General features: G+C 60.7%; 17 protein-coding genes. All 17 read left to right on the top strand.

Translation table 11 applies throughout. The features are described 5' to 3' along the window. The first annotated feature begins 159 nt into the window (after positions 1 to 159). The 17 genes from iscR to bamB all read left to right on the top strand — a co-directional run bounded on the left by iscR (position 160) and on the right by bamB (position 16,696). Positions 160 to 633 (top strand): Fe-S cluster assembly transcriptional regulator IscR, encoded by a 474-nt coding sequence (gene iscR / locus ACURWW_RS14825; RefSeq protein ID WP_445617783.1) that lies wholly within the window; start codon positions 160 to 162, stop codon positions 631 to 633. A gap of 9 nt (positions 634 to 642) precedes the next feature. Next, complete coding sequence (locus ACURWW_RS14820) at positions 643 to 1,803, top strand: cysteine desulfurase family protein (RefSeq protein WP_445617782.1); 1,161 nt, start codon at positions 643 to 645, stop codon at positions 1,801 to 1,803. 32 nt (positions 1,804 to 1,835) lie between these two features. Continuing rightward, a complete protein-coding gene (gene sufB, locus ACURWW_RS14815) occupies positions 1,836 to 3,272 on the top strand; it encodes a Fe-S cluster assembly protein SufB (protein WP_445617781.1) in 1,437 nt (478 codons plus the stop codon). 44 nt (positions 3,273 to 3,316) lie between these two features. Next, complete coding sequence (gene sufC / locus ACURWW_RS14810; RefSeq protein ID WP_445617780.1) at positions 3,317 to 4,096, top strand: Fe-S cluster assembly ATPase SufC; 780 nt, start codon at positions 3,317 to 3,319, stop codon at positions 4,094 to 4,096. Next, positions 4,093 to 5,349: a Fe-S cluster assembly protein SufD gene (gene sufD / locus ACURWW_RS14805; protein ID WP_445617779.1), complete on the top strand. Its 1,257-nt coding sequence runs from the start codon at positions 4,093 to 4,095 to the stop codon at positions 5,347 to 5,349. Before sufC ends, sufD begins: the two co-directional genes overlap by 4 nt. Before the next feature lie 6 nt (positions 5,350 to 5,355). After that, the gene (locus ACURWW_RS14800; protein ID WP_445617778.1) at positions 5,356 to 6,597 is read left to right on the top strand and encodes an aminotransferase class V-fold PLP-dependent enzyme; all 1,242 of its coding nucleotides are present in this window, start codon (positions 5,356 to 5,358) and stop codon (positions 6,595 to 6,597) included. Between the two features lie 500 nt (positions 6,598 to 7,097). After that, positions 7,098 to 7,457: a HesB/IscA family protein gene (locus tag ACURWW_RS14795; protein ID WP_445617777.1), complete on the top strand. Its 360-nt coding sequence runs from the start codon at positions 7,098 to 7,100 to the stop codon at positions 7,455 to 7,457. Between the two features lie 93 nt (positions 7,458 to 7,550). After that, positions 7,551 to 8,084, top strand: a complete 534-nt coding sequence (gene sufT, locus ACURWW_RS14790) for a putative Fe-S cluster assembly protein SufT (protein ID WP_445617776.1) — start codon at positions 7,551 to 7,553, stop codon at positions 8,082 to 8,084. Continuing rightward, complete coding sequence (locus ACURWW_RS14785; protein ID WP_445617775.1) at positions 8,084 to 8,500, top strand: SufE family protein; 417 nt, start codon at positions 8,084 to 8,086, stop codon at positions 8,498 to 8,500. Before sufT ends, ACURWW_RS14785 begins: the two co-directional genes overlap by 1 nt. Positions 8,501 to 8,745: 245 nt before the next feature. After that, positions 8,746 to 9,171 (top strand): nucleoside-diphosphate kinase, encoded by a 426-nt coding sequence (gene ndk / locus ACURWW_RS14780; protein ID WP_445617774.1) that lies wholly within the window; start codon positions 8,746 to 8,748, stop codon positions 9,169 to 9,171. 37 nt (positions 9,172 to 9,208) lie between these two features. After that, positions 9,209 to 10,459: a 23S rRNA (adenine(2503)-C(2))-methyltransferase RlmN gene (gene rlmN / locus ACURWW_RS14775; RefSeq protein WP_445617773.1), complete on the top strand. Its 1,251-nt coding sequence runs from the start codon at positions 9,209 to 9,211 to the stop codon at positions 10,457 to 10,459. 34 nt (positions 10,460 to 10,493) lie between these two features. Then, positions 10,494 to 11,273, top strand: a complete 780-nt coding sequence (gene pilW, locus ACURWW_RS14770; RefSeq protein WP_445617772.1) for a type IV pilus biogenesis/stability protein PilW — start codon at positions 10,494 to 10,496, stop codon at positions 11,271 to 11,273. A 55-nt stretch (positions 11,274 to 11,328) separates the two neighbouring features. Continuing rightward, complete coding sequence (locus tag ACURWW_RS14765; protein ID WP_445617771.1) at positions 11,329 to 12,291, top strand: RodZ domain-containing protein; 963 nt, start codon at positions 11,329 to 11,331, stop codon at positions 12,289 to 12,291. 53 nt (positions 12,292 to 12,344) lie between these two features. After that, entirely contained in the window at positions 12,345 to 13,460 is a 1,116-nt protein-coding gene (ispG, locus tag ACURWW_RS14760) for a flavodoxin-dependent (E)-4-hydroxy-3-methylbut-2-enyl-diphosphate synthase (protein ID WP_445617770.1), read from the top strand. 47 nt (positions 13,461 to 13,507) lie between these two features. Further along, positions 13,508 to 14,809: a histidine--tRNA ligase gene (gene hisS / locus ACURWW_RS14755; RefSeq protein ID WP_445617769.1), complete on the top strand. Its 1,302-nt coding sequence runs from the start codon at positions 13,508 to 13,510 to the stop codon at positions 14,807 to 14,809. A 28-nt stretch (positions 14,810 to 14,837) separates the two neighbouring features. Continuing rightward, a complete protein-coding gene (locus tag ACURWW_RS14750; protein WP_445617768.1) occupies positions 14,838 to 15,542 on the top strand; it encodes a YfgM family protein in 705 nt (234 codons plus the stop codon). Next, positions 15,539 to 16,696, top strand: coding sequence for an outer membrane protein assembly factor BamB (bamB, locus tag ACURWW_RS14745; RefSeq protein WP_445617767.1), 1,158 nt, complete (start codon positions 15,539 to 15,541; stop codon positions 16,694 to 16,696). Before ACURWW_RS14750 ends, bamB begins: the two co-directional genes overlap by 4 nt. The last annotated feature ends 102 nt before the right edge of the window (positions 16,697 to 16,798 follow it).

Raw genomic sequence — 16,798 nt, 5'->3', positions numbered from 1 at the left:
AATTAACAGAGGAGCCAGAGGCGCGGATCGGCCGGCGGATTCAACAGATGGCGGGAGGCGTTGTCCAAAAGATACCCGAGTAAAACACTGGGTTAAATACTTGACCAAAATGCTAGGTTATAAGAGAATGCGCACGATTGGCACGAGAGAGGAGTGGTCATGCGACTAACCACCAAGGGCCGCTATGCGGTGACCGCAATGCTGGACCTGGCGCTGCACGCCGACCGGGGGCCCATTAGTTTAGCGGATATTTCCAAGCGACAGGAGATTTCCCTCTCCTATCTGGAGCAGCTGTTTTCCAAGCTCCGACAGAACGAGTTGGTGAGCAGTGTGCGCGGGCCGGGCGGCGGTTATCGCCTGAGCCGGGGCGCGGACGAGATTTTTGTGGCGCAGATCATTGACGCGGTGAACGAGTCTATCGACGCGACCAATTGCGGCGGCGCCGGCAACTGCCAGAAGGGCCAGGTCTGTCTGACCCATCATCTGTGGTGTGATCTGAGCGCGCAGATTCACCAGTTCCTCAGCGATATCAGTCTGGCAAGCCTGGTTGCGCGTCAGGAAGTGCGTTCGGTTTGCGAACGTCAGGAGTCCCTGGAAGCCCGGGATAGAGAGCAAAATCTGCAGCTCATATAATACGCCGCCATGATGAAGCCTATTTATTTGGATTACGCCGCTACCACTCCGGTGGACCCGCAGGTTGCAGAGGCCATGACAGCCTGCCTGACCATGGACGGCATCTTTGCCAACCCCGCCTCACGCTCGCACATTTATGGCTGGCAGGCAGAGGAAAAAGTTGAATTCGCCCGCCGGCAGGTGGCGGATCTGCTGGTTTGCGATCCGCGGGAAGTGGTCTGGACCAGTGGTGCCACCGAGTCCAACAACCTGGCTCTGAAAGGCGTGTTCGAAAAATATCTCCTTGAACGAGGAAAGCCGGGTCACCTGATTACGTCGGCTATCGAGCATAAGGCGGTGATTGATCCGGCCCGGTGGCTGGAGACCCGCGGCGTGGATGTCACCTGGCTTGAGCCGGACCGTGACGGCGTGATCAGCCCGGAGAAGTTGCAGCAGGCGCTGCGGGCGGATACCCGGCTGGTGAGCCTGATGCACGTGAACAATGAAGTGGGCAGTATCAATCCCATTGCCGAACTGGGTGCGCTTTGCCGCGAGGCGGGCGTGCTTTTCCACGTGGATGCGGCGCAGTCCGCCGGCAAGCTGGACCTTTCGGTCGAGCCTCTGAACGTGGACCTGCTCAGCCTTTCCGCACACAAATTTTATGGCCCCAAGGGCGTGGGCGCACTGTATGTGCGCCGCGCAGTGCAGCGGGAAGTGGCGCCCATCATTCATGGTGGCGGTCACGAGCGCGGCCTGCGCTCCGGGACGCTGCCCACCCACCAGATCGTCGGCATGGGCGAGGCAGCAAAGCTGGCCGCGGAGAACCGCCTGGAGGAGTCCAGCCGAATAGCCGGGCTGCGCGACGCGCTCTGGGCCGGCATTGGAGATCTGCCGGGCGTCATTCGCAATGGCAGCGCGGACCGGGTGAGCCCGAATCATCTGAACGTGTGCTTTTCGGGAATCGACGGCGAGACGCTGTTGCTGTCCTTGCGGGACATAGCCGTTTCCACCGGCTCCGCCTGCACCTCGGCGAGCATGGAGCCCTCTTATGTGCTGAAAGCCATGGGGGTGAAGGCCGAGGACGCACTCAGCTCCCTGCGCATTTCCCTGGGGCGGTTCACCACCCGGGACGATGTTGAACGGGCTATCCAGTCCATCCGCACCACCGTATTTCAATTGAAAGCTGCTTGAATGAGTGAGCAGCTGAGGAAGTTTGCAGCAGTATGACTGAACAACTGGACAAGGCACTCAAGCGCGAATACGAGGCGGGCTTCATTTCCAACGTCGAGTCGGAAACCTTCGCACCCGGACTCGACGAGGATGTGATTCGCCGCATTTCCGCCATTAAGCAGGAACCGGAATGGATGCTGGAGTGGCGACTCAAGGCTTTCCGCATCTGGCAGCAGATGGAAGAGCCCAAGTGGGCCCACGTGGATTACCCGCCCATCGACTTTCAGGCGATCTCCTACCACTCCGCCCCCAAGTCCATGAAGGACAAGCCCAAATCCCTCGACGAGGTGGACCCGGAACTGCTGCGGACCTACGAAAAGCTCGGCATTCCTCTGGCGGAGCAGCAGATGCTCGCCGGGGTTGCGGTCGACGCCGTGTTTGACTCCGTCTCCGTGGTGACCACGTTTCGGGAGAAGCTGGCGGAAGCAGGGGTGATTTTCTGTCCCATTTCCGAAGCGATTCAGAAGTATCCCGACTTGGTACAGAAGTACCTCGGCAGCGTGGTTCCCCAGCGGGACAATTTTTACGCGGCTTTGAACAGCGCCGTTTTTACGGACGGTTCCTTCGTGTACATCCCCAAGGGCACCCGCTGCCCCATGGAGCTGTCCACCTACTTCCGCATCAACGAGCAGAACACCGGCCAGTTCGAGCGCACCCTTATCATCGCCGACGAAGGCAGCCACGTGAGCTACCTGGAAGGCTGCACGGCGCCCCAGCGCGACGAGAACCAGTTGCACGCCGCCGTGGTGGAGTTGGTGGCCCTGGATGATGCCGAGATCAAGTACTCCACCGTACAGAACTGGTATCCCGGCGACGAAGAAGGCCGCGGCGGCATTTATAACTTTGTGACCAAGCGGGGCGAGTGCCACCGCAACGCAAAGATTTCCTGGACCCAGGTGGAGACCGGTTCCGCCATTACCTGGAAATATCCCAGTTGCATCCTGCGCGGCGACAACAGCATCGGTGAGTTCTATTCCGTTGCGTTGACCCGCGGCAAGCAGCAGGCGGACACGGGCACGAAGATGATTCACATCGGCAAGAACACCCGCTCCACCATCATCTCCAAGGGTATCTCCGCCGGCCGCAGCAACAATGCCTACCGCGGACTGGTGCGCATGAATCCGGGTGCGTCCGGCGCGCGCAATTATACCCAGTGCGATTCGCTGCTGATCGGCGATCAGTGCGGCGCCCACACCTTCCCCTATGTGGAGAGCCGCAATCCCAGCGCCGTGGTGGAGCACGAAGCCACCACGTCCAAGGTCAGCGATGACCAGCTCTTCCTCTGTCGCCAGCGCGGCATCGACACGGAAAAAGCCGTGTCCATGATCGTCAACGGCTTCTGCAAGCAGGTGTTCAAGGAGCTGCCCATGGAGTTTGCGGTGGAAGCCGGCAAACTGCTCGAAATCAGTCTCGAAGGTTCAGTGGGCTAAGGCCTGCCGAATCTTCCCCGGAATCAATTGAAATAAGGTTTCCTATGTTGTCCATTGAAAATCTGGTCGCCGGCGTCGAAGGTAATACCATTCTCAAGGGCCTGAATCTTCAGGTGAAGCCCGGCGAGGTTCACGCCATCATGGGGCCCAACGGCTCCGGCAAAAGCACCATGGGCTACGTGCTGTCCGGTCGCGACGGCTACGCGGTGGAAAGTGGTTCGGTGACCCTCGATGGCAAGAACCTGTTGGACATGGAGCCCGAAGAGCGGGCTCATGCCGGGTTGTTTCTGGCCTTCCAGTATCCGGTGGAGATTCCCGGAGTCAGCAACCTGGAGTTTCTCAAGGCAGCGGTGGACGCGAAGCACAATGCCACCGGGCAGGAGCCCCTGACCTCCGCGGAGTTTCTGAAGATGGCGCGGGAGGCCTGTAAGAAGGTCAATCTGCCGGTGGAGTTTCTGAAACGCGGCGTTAATGAAGGCTTTTCCGGCGGTGAGAAGAAGCGCAACGAGATTCTGCAGATGCTGCTTCTCAAACCGGCCCTGTGCATTCTCGACGAGACGGACTCGGGCCTGGACATCGATGCGCTGAAAATCGTGGCGGACGGAGTAAACAGCCAGCGTTCTCCTGAGCGCAGTTTCATCGTGGTGACCCACTACCAGCGCCTGCTGGACTTTATCAAGCCGGACTATGTGCACGTGCTCTCGGAAGGGCAGATCGTCCGCAGTGGCGACGCCTCCCTGGCGCACGAACTGGAAGCCCAGGGCTACGCCTGGCTCGCGGAACGCAAGACGCCCGAAGACGAGGCCGAGGAGCACCGCGCATGAGTCAGTGGCTGGATACGGCACTCGCCCGCGCCGAGCAGGTGCAGGACTGGCTGAGCCCTCTGCGCCAGGAGTCCCTTGCCTTGCTGCGGCAGACCCAATGGCCTTCGCGAAAAACCGAGGCCTGGCGCTATACGCCATTGGCGGCTTTGGAGCGCGCGGAGCTGTCTTCCGAGGCGGCGACAACGGCGGTTTCGGTGGAGGCCGTGCCGGACCTGGACAGCATCGATCTGATCTTTGCCGACGGTCGCCTGGTGGCGGACACCAGCAGCGACTTGCCCGAGGGGCTTCGGGTCGTGGACCTGCAGGAGCTTAACGGGGCCGCCCAGGACGAAGCGCGCCAGCTCTTTGGCCGGATCAAACCCAGGCATCACATCTTCGGATTGGTGAACGACGTTCTGGCCCGTGACGGTTTGCTGATCGAAGTGGCTGCCGGGGCGAAGATCGAAAAACCCTTGCGCATTGTTCACCAGCTCAGCGAGGGGGCGGATGCCCACCTGCGCATCCTGGTGCGGCTGGGCGAGGGTTCCTCGGCGACCGTGGTGGAGCAGCTTGCGGGCAATGCGCAGAGCTTCAATACCAGCGTGGCGGAATACCTGCTCGAAGCGGGCGCAAAGCTGGAACACTATCGCTTCGCCCTCCAGACCGGCAGCGCCATGAGTGTGGGCGGCAGCCACTTCAGTCTGCAGGAACGCAGCGAATTGAATAGCACTGTGGTGGGTTTTGGCAGCAGTCTTTCCCGCCTGGACACGGACATCAATCACGCGGGTGAACATGCTTTTGCCAAATTAAACGCGATTTACCTGCTCGATGGCGATGAGCTGTTCGATCTTCACAGCACGGTGGAGCATTCGGTGCCCCACGGAACCACGGAAGAAAAGGTCCGCGGCATTGTTGGCGACCGGGCCCGCGCGGTATTCAACGGCCGGATTCACATTCATCGCTACGCGCAGAAGACGGTCGCCGAGCTGAACAACCGCAACCTGCTGCTCTCGGACAAGGCGACGGTCAACACCAAGCCGGAGCTGGAAATTTATGCGGACGACGTGCGCTGTGCTCACGGGGCCACGGTGGCGGAAATCGACAAGCGGGCTTTGTACTACATGCAGAGCCGCGGCATTGAGCGCAAGCAGGCCCAGGTCATGCTCAACTTCGGCTTTATCAACGAACTGGTTGAAGAGATGCCGAACCGGGCGCTGGCTGAATGGCTGCGTCCGCAATTGCGCGAGCGTTTTGCAAAGATGAAGGTGGAATAGAGCACTGTGAAGGCTGAGACAAACATCAAGCCAGCATTCGATGTGCAGGCAATCCGCGCCGAGTTTCCGATTCTGTCCCGGGAAATCGACGGCAAGCCGCTGGTTTATCTGGACAACGCGGCCACCACTCAGAAGCCGCGCTGTGTTGTGGAGGCCATCAGCGACTTCTATTACACCTGTAATTCCAATGTGCACCGCGGCGCGCACCGGCTCGCGGACGAGGCAACCCAGCGTTACGAAGCGGCGCGGGATACGGTGGCCACGTTCATCAATGCCAATACCCGACGGGAGGTGGTCTGGACCAGTGGCACCACGGAGTCCATCAATATCGTGGCTCACGGTGCGGCGGAGTTGCTGGAGCCGGGCGACGAGGTGCTGGTCACGGAGATGGAGCACCACGCGAATCTGGTGACCTGGCAGCAGGCCTGCAAACGCTCCGGGGCCATGCTGGTGGTTGCGCCGATCAACGAGCTGGGCGAACTTGAACTTCACGCCTGGGAGACTTTGCTGAGCGAGCGCACCCGCATCGTGGCGCTGCCCCATGTGTCGAACGCATTGGGGACGATCAATCCGATTCAGGACCTGTGCCGCAAGGCGCGGGCGGTTGACGCTCTGGTGCTGATCGACGGTGCCCAGGGTATCGCTCACGAGCGTGTGGATGTTCAGGCGCTGGACTGCGATTTTTATGCGTTCTCGGGCCACAAGTTGTTTGGTCCCACGGGTGTGGGTGTGCTCTGGGGGCGGGAAGAGGTTTTGGCCCGCTGGCCGATCTGGCAAACGGGCGGGGAGATGATTGCGTCGGTCAGTTATCAGGAGTCCACTTGGGCGGAGTTGCCGGGGCGTTTTGAGGCCGGTACGCCGAATATTGCTGATGCCATTGGTATGGGCAGGGCGATTGAGTGGTTCAGTGCGCTGGATCTGGATGCTGTGTTCGCTCATGAGCGGGCGTTGATTCGCAGTGCGACGGAGCAGGCGGAGGCGCTGGATGGCTTGCGCATTGTGGGGAACGCCCGGGAGAAGATTGCGGTTTTGAGTTTTGTGATGGCGGAGGGGCACCCGGCGGATGTTGGGTTTCTGCTCGATCGCCAGGGTATTGCGATTCGCACGGGGCATCATTGCGCCGAGCCGCTGATGGGCCGCCTGGCAGTGCCGGGGACGGCGCGGGCTTCGTTTGCTTTGTATAACACCTTGGAAGAGGTGGATGCGTTGTTTGCGGGGTTGCGGAAAGTGAAGACTTTGCTGGCTTAGGTTCTGTTGGCTTAGGTGTTTGCGGTGTTGGTTCGGCGTTCTGGTTGGGTGCTGGTGTTGGTTGGGTGCCAGGCAGGATTCCGGTCCTTGCGGCCGGGACACGCATGAACCCATCCATGGGGCTCTTCACGGACATCCTGTCCGTCAAGGTCCCGGCCACAAGGACCGGAACCCTGCAGAGAGCGTGATGCCACTTGTAAGGCGAAGTTGGTTTCGAGGCGACTGGCTAGAGTATCGCACGATGCGAGTTTGAGAGTGGGGCTGGCTGTTTCGAAACCCTGGCGTCAGGGATGACGCGAGGGAGCTACATGGATGTATTCACTGCGTTTTCGAAACAGCCAGCGCCGCTCTCGAACGGATTAAGAACGCTCACTCCCGGGCGTCCCTGTTCGTCAAGGTCCCGGCCACAAGGACCGGAATCCTGCGGCGAGCACAGTGCCGGCTGTAAGGCGGCAAAACACATTAACTTGGTCGTGAATTGTTTACGACGAGGAGGAAGGATGACAGTAGCGACATTTGATCCAGGCGCGGCCGCTGTGTCCATCAGCGAGGCGGCGTTGCGTCATTTCGAGAGCAAGTTGGCTGCGGATGGCCGCTATAAACTGCTGCGTTTGAGTACGGCGCCGAGCGGGTGTTCGGGGTATTCCTATGTGCTGGATATGGTGGATGCGCCTGCTGAGGGCGATGAGTTGGTTGAGGCCAGCGAGCAGGTGAAGCTTGCCATTGATCCCAAGGCCGTCGATATCTTGCGCGGTACGGAGATCGATCTGGTGGTGGAAGGGGTGAATCGGGTGGTGAAGTTCAAGAACCCGAATGTAGTCGCGGAGTGCGGCTGTGGTGAGAGCTTCAGCGTCGTTTGAGCCCTGCAAGCCAGCCCGGTGAACCAAAGTAGGTTGGGTTAGCGAAGCGTAACCCAACAGGCGGTCGGCAGGCCGACATTTACGAGATTGTTTATGCAGCAGAGTATGGTGGTCACACAGCGGGAGTGTCCCGCGCGCCGGGTGCCTTCGGGTGAGCCTGTGGTGATTCCGGCGGGGCAGTTTATTCGGGTGAATCAGGCCCTGGGTGGCAATTATACGGTGACGTGGCAGGGCAATATGTTGCGTATCGACGGTACGGACGCGGATGCCATTGGCCAGGAGCCGGAACGGTTGGAGTTTGCCGACAGCGGGGAGGGCCGGATCGAGGAGGATCAGGTCTGGCAGGCGCTGGATACGATTTACGATCCGGAGATTCCCATCAGTATTGTTTCGCTGGGTCTGGTCTATGAGGTGAAGGTGGATCAGGATCGGCGCGAGGTGCAGGTGACGATGACGCTCACGGCTCCGGGCTGCGGCATGGGGCCGGTGTTGGTGGGGGATGTGGAATACCGGGTGGGCAAGGTGCCCAATGTGGATGCGGTGAAGGTTGAGCTGGTGTTCGACCCGCCCTGGTCCCGTGAGATGATGAGCGAAGAAGCTCAACTGGAAGCAGGTTTGTTTTTTTAATGAGTTTACCGAGCCCCGAAGACATTGTTGAAGATCTGTCCTTTTTTGATGATTGGGAGGATCGCTACAAGTACATCATTGATCTGGGCAGGGCCCTGCCGGCGATGGATGAGTCGCTGCATACCCCCGAGCGGCTGGTGAAGGGCTGTCAGAGCAATGTGTGGATCGAGGTGGAGAAGGCCGGGGACGGGCGCCTGCACTTTGAGGTGGATAGCGATGCGGTGATTGTGCAGGGGTTGCTGGCGGTGGTGATGGCGGCATATCAGGATCGCAGCCCCGCCGAGATTCTCGACTTCGATATCGAAAGCTATTTTCGCCAACTGGACCTGGAGCGGCACCTCAGCCCCACCCGGGGCAATGGTCTGCGGGCCATGGTTGCCCGGGTGCAGGACATTGCCCGCGCGGCCCATCAATAAGCCGGCGGCGACGAGCAGGACGCAAGTCTCTGTAAAGTCAGACATTTTGGCTCTGCTGGCGCTGGATCCGAAGTTGCCCCTGACCGCCCAAGTCTATAGAATCGGCGGGCTTTATCTGGCCGACGCTGCAAATCCGGAATCGGTTTGCAATTTCCACTGGCGACGGCTCAAAATCCCTTTTGTATCAACCGCTTGGCCGCGACGGCCGGGGCAGTTGTCAATTCCCTGTAATTCGGAGTCTCTCAATGGCGAAAGAACGCACGCTCTCCATCATTAAACCCGATGCTGTTGCCAAGAATGTTATCGGCAAGATCTACACTCGTTTTGAGGATGCCGGCTTGACCATCGTCGCGGCCAAAATGCAGCAGCTGAGCCAGGAACAGGCTGAAGGGTTCTACGCCGAGCACAAGGAGCGCCCCTTCTTCAAGGATCTGGTGTCATTCATGACTTCCGGTCCCGTGGTTGTCCAGGTGCTGGAAGGCGAGAACGCCATCGCCCTCAACCGCGAGCTGATGGGCGCCACCAACCCTCAGGAAGCGGCCCCCGGCACTATTCGCGCGGATTTCGCCTCCTCCATCGATGCGAACGCAGTTCACGGCTCTGACAGCGCGGCTTCCGCCGAGCGAGAGATTGCCTACTTTTTCCAGGCCAACGAGATCTGCTCACGCTAAGATAGGTGCAGGCCACCACTTATAAAGTTGTAACACCATGACGACAGCACCCGAAATTACGGCAGACCTGATCGCCCGCGAAGCGCCGGTCGGGGAACGTGCCAACCTGCTGGGCATGTCGCAGCGCCAGCTCGAAGAGTTTTTCCTCGGCATCGGGGAGAAGCGTTTTCGCGCGGCGCAGGTGTTGAAGTGGATCCATCAGGCAGGTGTGATCGATTTTGCCGCTATGACCAATATCAGCAAGTCCCTGCGGGACAAGCTGAGCGAGGTGGCGGAGATCACTCTGCCTGAAGTCCAGCGCGAGTGGGATTCGGAGGATGGTACGCGCAAGTTCCTGTTGCGGGTCACCGGCGGCAGCGCCGTGGAAAGCGTATTCATTCCGGATGGGGAGCGCGGCACCTTGTGCGTTTCCTCCCAGGTGGGCTGCTCCCTGGACTGCAGTTTTTGCGCGACGGGCAAGCAGGGTTTCCAGCGGGATCTGACCGCGGCTGAAATCATTGCCCAGGTCTGGCTGGCTGCCCGCTCGCTGGGCCAGTTCGACGGTGAGCGCAAGCGCCGCGTCACCAATGTGGTATTGATGGGCATGGGCGAGCCCCTGCTCAACTTCGATAATGTCGTCACTGCCATGAACGTCATGATGGACGACAATGCCTATGGTATTTCCAAGCGCCGGGTGACCTTGAGCACCTCCGGCGTGGTGCCGCAATTGGACCGGCTCAATGAATTCACGGATGCGTGCCTGGCCATCTCCCTGCACGCGCCGAACGACGAGCTCCGTAACAAGCTCGTGCCGATCAATAAAAAGTACCCGATTGCCCGGTTGCTGGCCTCAGCCAAGCGCTACATCGAGAATGTGCCGGACAATCACCGCAAGATTACCATCGAGTACACTCTGATCGACGGGGTGAACGACCGTCCCGAGCACGCCCGCGAGCTGGCCGCGCTGCTGCGGGACATTCCGGTGAAGATCAACCTGATTCCGTTCAATCCCTTCTCTCTGTCGGATTACAAACGAGTCAAACCGGCGGCCCTGAAGCAGTTTCAGGATATCCTGATCAAGCAGGGTTATACCGCCACGGTGCGAACCACCCGGGGTGACGACATTGCCGCCGCGTGTGGCCAGTTGGCCGGCGAGGTGAACGACAGAACCCGCCGCAGTCAGCGCTACCTGCAAAAGCGCAGCGCCACTGAAGCCGGACAGAAACAAAGCATGGAAGCTGGCGTCCAAATTAGCGGCCCGGAGGAGAACGGGAACCCCGGACCAATACTCGCCCGCTCGAGAGGCTGATTGCCCCGAGCTCCGGCGACGGAGTCAGAACAAAATGTCAGCTCTAGCAAGCCAGTTCACCACCATGAAAAAACTGATCGTCCTGTTGTTCATTTTCAGCCTCAGCGGTTGCGTAACCACCATGGAAGGCTCCGCCCAGGCGGATCTGGACAGCGCCCTGGAAACCTACGTACAACTGGGTATGGGCTACCTGCGGGCCGGCAATCGGGATTCAGCGCGCCTGAATTTCAACAAGGCACTGGACATCGACAGTGGCTCCCCAGGCGCTCACGATGGCATGGCTCTGCTGTATCAGCTCGAGGCAATGGATGACTTGGCGGAGAAGCACTTTCGGAAGGCGATCCGTTCGGACCGGAATTTTTCCCGCGCGCGCAACAATTACGGCTCCTTCCTCTACGAGAAGGGGCGATATGAGGATGCCTATGAGCAGTTCGAACGGGCTGCAAGTAACCTCAGTTACAACCGCCGCCCCATTGCGCTCGTAAATCAGGGCCGCACAGCGCTCAAGCTGGGTGAGGTGGAGCGCGCTGAGTCCGTGTTTCTCCACGCGCTGGCGCTGGACCCGAAGCGAACCAGCGCCATGGTCGAGCTTGCGGACATCTACTTCAAGCAGGAAAACTATCCCGAAGCGAAGAAGTACATCGACATGTACGGGCAGAACACGCGGCATTCCCCGCGCACCCTGTGGCTGGGCATTCGCTTGGAGCGCATCTTCGGCAACAAGGACCAGGAAGCCAGTTACGCCCTGGCCCTGAAAAACCTCCATCCGTACTCGCAGGAATACCTGCAGTACAAACAGTCACTTTCCCGCTAACCTCGATGGCAGTGTGATCGACGTGGTGAATGAACCCAACTCTCAAGACAACCCGATGAATGAGTCGACCGCTGATCAGCAGGGCGCCGCAGACGTGACGGCGCCCCTGGCCAGCCCGGGGCGGCTGCTCAAGGAGGCCCGTGAGAAGGCCGGTACGCCGATCGCGGATCTGGCCCGCGAGCTGAATATGGCGCAAGCCAAGCTCAGGGCGCTTGAGAACGACGAATACGACACGCTCCCCTCAGACGTGTTCATCCAGGGCTACCTGCGCCGCTACGCCAAGCTTCTGAATCTGGACGAGGAGCCGGTGGTCGCGCTCTTCTATCAGCGGCGCCAGCAACAAACAGCCAGCAGCGCTGAGACCGAGCAGCGGGAAAGCCGGCCGATGCCCGTACCCCGCTGGCTGATTCCCGCCGCGCTTGTTGCTTTGGTTGTGCTGGTGTTGGTGCTGATTTTTGCGAACATGGGGGGCGAAGACGATAGCGGCCCCGTGACCGAGGCACCGAACCAGCCAGAGTTGGAACAGTCGACGGAGTTGGAACAGTCAGAGTCGGCGCCTGAGCCAGCAACGCGATCGAAATCGCCGGCGGAAGATCTGTCAGCGGGTGAGCCCGAAATTCCCGTTGCGGAACCCGCTGAGCCGCCCAGCCGGTCCACTGCCGAGGCGACCCCGGACTTTGAGCAACCCACCGGGAGCGCTCCCAGCCCCGCTCCGGCACCCGAAACAGTCGAGCCGCAGGAGTCTTCCGAACCCGAAGCACCGGTTGCAGCGGCCAGTGAGGGAACACTTTCGTTTGTTTTCTCCGACGATTGCTGGGTGGAGGTTCGCGATGCGAACGGCAGCGTCCTGCACGCGGACCTGGCGGAGGCCGGCGAATCCCTGGATTTGGAAGGGCAGGCTCCATTTTCCGTTATGCTGGGTAATTCCCGGGCCGCAAGCTTGCTCTACAACGGCGAGCCCTTCCCGGTACCCGTGCGCAGCGGCGCCCGTACTTCCCGGTTTCAGGTCGGCGAATAGCCTGGTTCATCAAAAACTGTTTGGTTCAGCGATAACCGTTTGGAAAATCTTGTATGCATGATCAACAGCCCATAACGCGCCGCCAGTCCCGCCAGATCATGGTGGGAAATGTGGCCGTGGGTGGCGGCGCGCCCATCAGCGTGCAGAGCATGACCAACACGGAGACCACGGATGTAGCGGCCACCGTGGCCCAGATCAAGCGGATCCAGGATGCGGGTGCTGACATCGTGCGCGTCTCGGTGCCCAGCATGGAGGCGGCGGAAGCGTTCGGTGAAATTCGCGGCCAGTGCGACATCCCGCTGGTGGCGGACATCCATTTTGATCACAAGATCGCGCTGCGGGTGGCGGACCTGGGGGTGGATTGCCTGCGTATCAACCCCGGCAATATCGGCAAGGAAGAAAAGATTCGCGCCGTGATCGACAAGGCCCGGGACAAGAACATCCCGTTGCGCATCGGCGTCAATGCGGGCTCTCTCGAACGGGATCTGCAGCGCAAGTACGGCGAACCCACGCCGGAGGCCCTGGTGGAATCGGCGCTGCGCCACGTGGATATTCTCGACCGGCTCGATTTTCAGGACTTCAAGGTCAGCGTGAAGGCCTCCGACATTTTCATGGCCGTGGCCGCCTATCGACAACTGGCCCGGGAAATCGAGCAACCCCTGCATCTGGGAATTACGGAAGCGGGTGGACTGCGCTCGGGCACGGTGAAATCGGCTATCGGTCTCGGCGCGCTGCTGATGGAAGGCATTGGGGATACGGTTCGAATCAGCCTGGCGGCGGACCCGGTCGAAGAGGTCAAGGTCGCCTGGGACATGCTCAAGAGCCTGAAGCTGCGCAGCAAGGGCATCAACTTCATTGCCTGCCCCAGTTGTTCCCGTCAGAACTTCGACGTGATCAAGACCATGAACGAACTGGAAAACCGCCTGGACGACATCACCACACCCATGGATGTGGCCGTCATCGGCTGCATCGTAAACGGACCGGGCGAGGCCAAGGTGGCGGACATCGGACTCACCGGCGGAACCCCCAACAGCATGATTTTTGTGGACGGCGAGACCAACAAGCGCATTGCCAGCACGGAGGTCCTCGAGGAGTTCGAAGCGGCGATTCGGGAAAAAGCCCGGGTGAAACAGCAGGAGCTGGATCGCCTCATCGCCAAGAGCGAATAACACGCGCCGCCTCACGATAATTCGATTAACAGACCAGGAAGATTCTTTTGAGCAAGATCCAGTCCCTGCGGGGGATGAATGATTGTCTACCCGAGGAAACCCCCGTCTGGCAGTACCTGGAAGTGACGGCTGCGGGTGTATTCCAGCGCTACGGCTATCGCGAGATCCGTTTTCCCCTGCTGGAGAGCACCGAACTGTTCAAGCGCTCCATCGGTGAAGTGACCGACATCGTCGAGAAGGAGATGTACACCTTCACGGATTTGAGCGAGGAGAAAAAAAGCATCACTCTGCGCCCCGAAGGCACGGCCAGTTGCGTGCGCGCCTGCGAGCAGAACGGCCTGCTGTACAATCAGGTTCAGAAGCTCTGGTACGGCGGCCCCATGTTCCGCTACGAAAAGCCCCAGAAGGGTCGCTTGCGGCAGTTTCATCAGATGGGGCTGGAAGCCTTCGGGATGGCGGGCCCGGACATCGACGCGGAGCTGATTCTGCTCACGGCCAGACTGTGGCGGGAACTGGGTATCGACGACGTGGTGACCCTGCAGATCAACTCGCTCGGCACACCAGAGTCCCGGGCCGCCTACCGCGAGAACCTGGTGCGCTTTCTGGAAGGGGCGATGGATGACCTGGACGCGGACAGCCAGCGCCGGGTGCACAGCAATCCCCTGCGGGTGCTGGACAGCAAGGTGCCCGCCACCCAGGCACTGTTGGCGGACGCACCGAACATTCTCGATTCCCTTGATGAAGAGTCGCGCCAGCATTTCGAAGACCTGAAGCAACTTCTGGACAGTGCGGGCATTCCCTATGAGGTGAATCCGCGGCTGGTCCGGGGGCTGGATTACTACAACCGGACCGTGTTCGAATGGGTCACCACAGCCCTGGGTGCCCAGGGCACCGTCTGTGCCGGCGGTCGTTACGATGGCCTGGTGGAGCAACTGGGCGGCAAACCGACCCCCGCCGTGGGTTTTGCCATGGGTCTGGAGCGGCTCGTACTTCTGTTGCAGGAGCGCCAACAGGTGCCCGTGTCGACCGCGCAGCAGGTGGACGTATACGTAGTCGCGGATCAGAGTCTGGCGGCCGCGGCGCTCAACCTGGCGGAGCAATTGCGCAGCGGCCTGCCGCGCCTGCGCGTGCAGGCCCACTGCGGCGGCGGCTCGTTCAAGAGCCAGATGAAAAAGGCGGACAAGAGCGGGGCAGCAGTGGCCTGCCTGCTCGGAGAAGATGAAGTGAAGTCCTCGACAGTGAGTCTCAAATACCTGCGGGAAGACCGTCCCCAGCAGACTCTCGGGCTCGAGGAACTGATGGCGCAACTGCGGAGCGACTTTCCCGCCCGTGCGGCCAAAACCCAATAACAGCGATATCGACTAGGAGTGAGACACGGTGGCTCAACATCTGACTGAAGAAGAACAAATAGAGACCCTCAAACGCTGGTGGGCTGACAACGGCCGATCCATTGTGATCGGCGTCGTGGTGGCGCTGGTGGGCTATTTCGGTTGGCAGGGCTGGCAATCCCAGCAGCAGCAGGCTCGTGAGTCCGCGTCCATGCTCTACGAAGATCTGACCCAGGTGGTCGCCGGCCAGCCGGGCGCGAACCTCGGCGAGCAGGACCGCGAACGGGCAGAAAGTATTGCCGAGGAACTGAAAGCCGACTACAGCGGCCTGCTTTACGCCAGCAACGGGGCCATGCTGATGGCGCGGGTTGCGGTGGAGGCCGGCGATCTGGATGGGGCCGAACAACACCTGAGCTGGGTGGTTGAGCAGAACCACAGCGAGGAGATCGCCTTGCTGGGCCGTTTGCGCCTGGCCCAGGTTCTCTACGGCAAGGGCGATTACGAGCAGGCCCTGGCGACTCTGGACATTCAACAGCCCGGCGCCTTCGCTTCGGCCTATGCGGAATTGCGCGGCGACGTGCTGGTGGCACAGGAGCAGCCCGCAGAGGCCGTGACCGCCTATCAGCAGGCGCTGGAGGAGCTTCTGCCTGCCCAGTCGAACCGCCGTGAAACGATTCAAATGAAAATGGACGACCTGCAGGTTGCGGGTGGTACGCCGGCGGCCGAAAACAACACCGGAGCCGAAAGCTCATGACTTTCCCACGTGTAATCGCCGGCGGGACGCTCGTGCTTGCCGCGCTTTTTCTGGGCGCCTGCAGCTCGACACCCGAGGAGCTGGAGCCGATGGAGCTCCAGAGCTTTGAGGCCCAGGCCAGTCTGAAGGAAATCTGGTCTGCTCGTGTGGGCAAAGGACAGGACGAGCGTTACACCCTCCTGACGCCAGCAGTGGAAGGGGAGCGGATTTTCGCCTCGGACATCCGTGGCGATGTTCAGGCCTTTGATCGCCTGACGGGCGAGCGCCTCTGGCGCACCCGGCTGGACGAACCGGTGTCCGGCGGTGTGGGCGTGAGTTCAGATCTGGTGCTGGTCGGCACCTACAACGCCGAAGTGATTGCCCTGGACGCGGAAGACGGCAGCGAACGCTGGCGCAGCGAAGTGGCCAGTGAGGTCCTCAGCCAGCCCCAGGGGAACGGACGCATTGTCGTGGCGCAAAGCTTTAACGGCCGGGTGACAGCGCTGGATCAGGCGACGGGCGAGGAGTTGTGGGTCTACGAATCCACCATGCCCCTGTTGACGATTCGCGGCAACGCAACGCCACTGGTAGTGGCCAATACGGTCTACGCCGGGTTTGCGAACGGCAAAGTGGTTGCCTTGCAGGCGGATGACGGGCTGCTGATCTGGGAGCAGCGGGTGGCCATTCCCCAGGGCCGCAGTGAGCTGGAGCGAATGGTGGACGTGGATGCATCTCCTCTGCTGGTGGGCAACATCCTCTTTGTGGCCAGCTACCAGGGCGAATTGCTGGCCCTGAGCCGCGCTACCGGACGCCCTTTGTGGACCCAGCCGGCGTCCACCTTCAACGACCTGAGCTCCGGCGGCGGCAACGTATACCTGGTCACGGCAAACAGCCGTATCGAAGCCTATGACGTCCGCAACGGCCAGCAAGCCTGGACCAACGAAGAACTGCTGCGCCGGAAAGTTACCGCTCCCATGGCCGTCAGCGGCTATGTGGCAGTGGGGGACGAAGAAGGCGGCTACCTGCACCTGCTGGATCAGAATGGGGGCGGAATCGTCGCCCGCCGGCGGATCGACAGCGCCGGCCTGCGCTCCCCCATGTTCGCAGTGGGCGACGTGCTGTATGTTTACAGCAATGGTGGCGACCTGGTGGCCCTTCAAGCCGAGGCCCGGTGAACGAAGCAGTCCGTGCTCCAGAGCCCGTTTTTGCAGTTCCCTTCCCTGGCCGCTCCCTGCAAACGCCTCGCGCGTTGTGCGGGGACGGTCGCTACCCGCGCC

The sequence above is a fragment of the Gilvimarinus sp. F26214L genome (assembly GCF_054401055.1).
The sequence above is the reverse complement of the archived record's forward strand: the minus strand, read 5'-3'. Positions and strand labels throughout refer to the sequence as shown.

What these genes read in the sequence shown, in the direction of transcription:
- iscR (WP_445617783.1), top strand. Translation starts at nt 160, where the DNA reads ATGCGACTAACCACCAAGGGCCGCTATGCGGTGACCGCAATGCTGGAC.
- ACURWW_RS14820 (WP_445617782.1), top strand. Translation starts at nt 643, where the DNA reads ATGATGAAGCCTATTTATTTGGATTACGCCGCTACCACTCCGGTGGAC.
- sufB (WP_445617781.1), top strand. Translation starts at nt 1,836, where the DNA reads ATGACTGAACAACTGGACAAGGCACTCAAGCGCGAATACGAGGCGGGC.
- sufC (WP_445617780.1), top strand. Translation starts at nt 3,317, where the DNA reads ATGTTGTCCATTGAAAATCTGGTCGCCGGCGTCGAAGGTAATACCATT.
- sufD (WP_445617779.1), top strand. Translation starts at nt 4,093, where the DNA reads ATGAGTCAGTGGCTGGATACGGCACTCGCCCGCGCCGAGCAGGTGCAG.
- ACURWW_RS14795 (WP_445617777.1), top strand. Translation starts at nt 7,098, where the DNA reads ATGACAGTAGCGACATTTGATCCAGGCGCGGCCGCTGTGTCCATCAGC.
- sufT (WP_445617776.1), top strand. Translation starts at nt 7,551, where the DNA reads ATGCAGCAGAGTATGGTGGTCACACAGCGGGAGTGTCCCGCGCGCCGG.
- ACURWW_RS14785 (WP_445617775.1), top strand. Translation starts at nt 8,084, where the DNA reads ATGAGTTTACCGAGCCCCGAAGACATTGTTGAAGATCTGTCCTTTTTT.
- ndk (WP_445617774.1), top strand. Translation starts at nt 8,746, where the DNA reads ATGGCGAAAGAACGCACGCTCTCCATCATTAAACCCGATGCTGTTGCC.
- rlmN (WP_445617773.1), top strand. Translation starts at nt 9,209, where the DNA reads ATGACGACAGCACCCGAAATTACGGCAGACCTGATCGCCCGCGAAGCG.
- pilW (WP_445617772.1), top strand. Translation starts at nt 10,494, where the DNA reads ATGTCAGCTCTAGCAAGCCAGTTCACCACCATGAAAAAACTGATCGTC.
- ACURWW_RS14765 (WP_445617771.1), top strand. Translation starts at nt 11,329, where the DNA reads ATGAATGAGTCGACCGCTGATCAGCAGGGCGCCGCAGACGTGACGGCG.
- ispG (WP_445617770.1), top strand. Translation starts at nt 12,345, where the DNA reads ATGCATGATCAACAGCCCATAACGCGCCGCCAGTCCCGCCAGATCATG.
- bamB (WP_445617767.1), top strand. Translation starts at nt 15,539, where the DNA reads ATGACTTTCCCACGTGTAATCGCCGGCGGGACGCTCGTGCTTGCCGCG.